Below are 2,664 nucleotides of genomic sequence, written 5' to 3'. Positions count from 1 at the left end.
TCATTCGTCCGTCCGCGGGAGTATCCGGCACTATGGGACCGGTTGCTTGATCAGAATTTGGTCGTCCTCAGCGGTGGGCATGGCTTCGGGAAGCGGCACGCCGCTATCCACGCGCTGGACGCGATCTGTGACGGCCGAGTGCAGGAGTTCGGCGCCGACACCATGGCCGACGTGGCAGTCGCCGCACTGTCTGAGGACACCGGCTATCTCTGGACCGGACTAGCCGACAACGTCACGGCCGAGGCGCACGAGGCCGAGCTTCTGCGAGAGGCTCTGCGGATCCGGCGATCGCGAATGGTCATCATCTGGCCGGGCGGCGCGAAGTGGCCATTCGAACTTCGTGAGCTTCTGCAGATCTTCACGGTTGCGCCGGATCTGTCGGCAGTGCTGAGACAGCATCTGCAGGTCGATCTCGAGGATGATCCGCCGGCCGTGGCAGCGATCAACGCTCTTCTCGCCGACCCGCTGGCGATTGAGGCGCAGACGAGTCTGACCGGTGCCGAGGAGGCTGCCCGGCTGGGCGTGGCACTGCGCGACGTGGTCCTCGAAGGTGGCTCACTGCCGGAGGTGCTCCAACGGGTGGCCGCCGCTGCTGAGCAGACCAGCGCCTGGTTCGCCAAACTGCCCGAGCGTGAGGACCGGGCATTCGCCCTTGCCCTCGGGGCACTCGACGGCTTGTCCTTCCCCGCAGTCGTCGCCGGTGCGCGTCGCATGGACGAGGTGTTGCAATCCGCCGAGGACCCGGAAGGCAGATCCTTCATCAGGCCCATCAAGCGTCCGGCGCGTCAGCTGTTGGGTGCGGTGGACGCCTCGAAGGTCGCGAGTGTGCTGGAGAGAAGGTACGGTGCGGTCCCCATGACGGCGGTGAGATCCAACCGCGAGGACTTTCCCCGGCGCATGCTCTACACGTTGTGGCAGGAGTTCCCGTATCTCCAGGAGATCTATCTCGACTGGCTTGGCGGTCTCGTAGGCAGTAACGACCCCAACGTGCGTGACCGGGCGGCAGTCGTCACCGGGCTGCTGGCGGAATACGACTTCGATTTCATACGGGGGCGGGTGCTGCTCGATTGGGCCGAGAGCGACAAGCCTGAAGTGCGCCGTGCAGCCGGGGTCGCGCTGCGGGCCTCGGCGCTCAGCGGCACGCTGAAGGAGATCGTCTGGAGGTTGCTCGACGATTGGGCGTCTGCCGGTAGCTCGCTGAGAACTCTCGAGAACAATCGGCGGCTCACGGCGGCGGCAGCGCTCGGCGATCCGGTCGGCGGGACGGACTGTCGGCGTGCTCTCGAAATTATCAGCCGCCGCCTGCTCGATCATATGCCCGGGTCTGACCCTGACAAGCGCATCCTTGCCACGGCAAGGGCAGTCGTCGAGCTGTTCGGCGACGGCGGCTCCTCGCAAAGTGCCACCGTGCTCGAACAAATGGTCCACTGGATCGACAGGAAAGAAGTCGGCCCGCACCAGGTCGCCGTTGGTGCCCTGATCGGCATCGTCGGCAGGCCACCGGATCTGGGCGATGACGACGGCAGCCGTGTTCCTCCCGTCCTGCGGGCGGCGACAGCCGATCCTGGCAATCTTCCGCGAATCGCCTATCTTTGGCGCTGCGCTCACGGCGATCGGCTAATGGGACAGGTGTCGGTCAGAGCGTTGCGCCAACTCGCCGAGCACGTCGACGCGGGGGGTGACCAGGAGCGCACGCTGATGCAGCTCATCACTGCTCTGCCGGCAACCGCCCGGGAACTGCGGACGCTCACGTTCGAGGCCCGGCAATGGACGCGGGAAGAGTCACACGCACCAATTCTTGACCGGCTCCTGGCCACCTTGACCAACGATGGAGAGCCCCGATGAACCGTCCAGAAGTCATCGATCCGATCGTCGGCGTGTCGGTGCTGCCGCTGTTGGCCTTCGATGCCCCGGCGAGCCGGGCTGCCGGCCACACCACCTTGGTTCATCTGTCTCGCTCGGTGTCCGGACATCCTGCCGTCAGGGTCGGCACCCCGCCGCCTCTTCGTGAGCGTGTCAAACGGCGCTACTGGCGCTACGAGGTGGACACAGCGATGCATGCCACCTCCCTGAGCCTCACGCTGCCCGCTGCCGAGGAGACCTTTGTCTTCACGGCCAGGATCAATCTCACCTGGGTGGTGAGCGATCCAGCGTCGATCGTGCTTTCCGGAATTCGTGACTTCCGGCCGATTATCTGGGGCTATCTCGACCACCTGCTGCGAGGAATCAGCAGACGGCATGGCATCGAGACTTCAGGTAGCGCCGAGCAGGACATGAGCGACTGCCTGGAGCGGAAGATCCGGGACATCGGCCAGGGGTTGCGGCTGAACCTGCTCTCGGTGAACGTCCTGTGCGACGAGGCAGCAGGACGGCACATGGCCGCTCGCATCGACTCCGAGCGGACGAAAGAACTGGCCCTCTTGCAAGGGGCATTGGAGCGCGGGCAGGAGGAGCACCGAAGCCTGGTCGAGCGGACTCGTGCCGAGCATGCCCACCAGCTCGATGCGATGGCCGCTCGGCACGAACTAGCCCTCAAGAACCAGCGAGTCAGCTTCTACCGGACCGCGGTCGCCGAGGGCGGCTACAACGTCGTCATGCTGCATCTGCTTGATCACCCGGACGACATCAAGACTGTCGTCGACATGCTGCACGCGGGCCAGCGGG

Annotated in this window: 2 protein-coding genes; both read left to right on the top strand. The window is 65.3% G+C overall.

The window, feature by feature from the left end; all coding sequences use genetic code 11:
* Window positions 1–1,845, top strand: a 1,845-nt coding sequence (locus tag DMB66_RS59095; RefSeq protein ID WP_233625610.1) for a hypothetical protein, incomplete at its 5' end; no start/stop codon positions are given.
* Window positions 1,842–2,664: hypothetical protein (locus DMB66_RS59090; protein ID WP_199753294.1), on the top strand; the 823-nt coding region annotated here is incomplete at its 3' end. The genes DMB66_RS59095 and DMB66_RS59090, both read left to right, overlap by 4 nt.

This window comes from Actinoplanes sp. ATCC 53533, from assembly GCF_003947245.1.
This window is presented reverse-complemented; position numbering and strand designations above follow the sequence as displayed.